Source organism: Kitasatospora sp. NPDC085895, assembly GCF_040702125.1.
Taxonomy (GTDB): Bacteria; Actinomycetota; Actinomycetes; order Streptomycetales; family Streptomycetaceae; genus Kitasatospora; species Kitasatospora arboriphila.
The window spans coordinates 1-1,158 of record NZ_JBFBJY010000243.1 but is presented as its reverse complement, the minus strand read 5'-3'; the positions used below and the strand labels follow the sequence as shown (position 1 = coordinate 1,158).

The window sequence follows — 1,158 nt, the reverse complement described above, 5'->3', positions numbered from 1 at the left end:
GGAAATTTTCGCCTATTGTAGCGCGGCAAAATAAACGAAAGTTCAATTGCCGGCGGGTCAAGCGCCTCGCACTCACTCGGCGAGGCGGCTTCATCTCATTTCTTCAACATGTAGATAAACGAATCGACGGTTTCGCCGCCGGCGGTGGAGACGCTGACCGCCACCCGTTCATACCCCTCACCTTCGAACGCATCGAGAGTCGGCCAGTGATTGACGAGATTAGCTGAACGGAACAGAAAACCGTTCACCCGATTGCCGCTGTTATCCAACACGATGCCTGGGTAGCCCATCTCGGCGCCCCAGCCTTCGTTAAGCAGCGATCCGCCGACGCTGCCTTCTTCCCAGCTGCCGCCGATGGCTTCCATAATGTGCGCGTTGGGTCTGCCCGGCCCCAGGGTGCCGTAAACGAATAAGCTTTGCATGTTGCTCTCTGCCACTGACTAAAAGTTAGCGAACGAACATAGCATGGCGCTCAATGGCGAGCCAACGAGAGTATGGATTACGCAGTCGAATTTTTGCGGGAACAAGTCGGGGGGAAGAAAATCAAGGAAGTAATGGCACGCCCTATAGGATTCGAACCTATGACCTACGGCTTAGAAGTTCCTAGAATCACCATCTAACACAGCAACTTACCGCATCAAACCGCGCTCACACGTCCCAAGATGCAAAAAGATGGAAAACCATATCAACAGATGCGAAAACATCCATGTCCCAAATCTGTCCCAGATAGATATCGAAAGCATAGAATTTTCGATACCTATTTTGTTAATAGAATCTGTTCATGTTTGTTGCGGCATTGAGAGTGGCTCCCCCCTGAGCAATCGGAATTGAGTTCTCGCAACCGACCCATGTTGATACCACAGTAGTTCCAGCCTCCTGGAAAACTGTTGGTTGACCAGGACCGTTAAAGTTTCGGATTATCCAACCGCAACAACATGAATTAGTAGCGCTAATAATTGCTATAGGAACCGTGGAATCGGTATTGTTTGAAAGGTTAGCCATTCTCGGAACCTTTCCAGTCGGCCTAACAATTAATGCAGTTCCAGAGAAAGAGATTGATGTTATATTGCCAACAATAGCAGCGTTGAGAAGCTCAACAGCGGTTCCAGCCCCGCTGCCAGCACCACCACCATTAATTGTTATATTCTCTATATTTAC

2 protein-coding genes are annotated in these 1,158 nt (G+C 49.3%); both read right to left on the bottom strand.

The genetic code is table 11. The features are described 5' to 3' along the window. Window positions 1-95 precede the first annotated feature (95 nt). On the bottom strand, window positions 96-437 hold the full coding sequence (locus tag AB0442_RS42570) for a gamma-glutamylcyclotransferase (RefSeq protein ID WP_366168863.1): 342 nt from the start codon (window positions 435-437) through the stop codon (window positions 96-98). A gap of 328 nt (window positions 438-765) precedes the next feature. Further along, a partial coding sequence (locus tag AB0442_RS42565; protein WP_366168862.1) for a hypothetical protein occupies window positions 766-1,158 on the bottom strand: 393 nt, incomplete at its 5' end.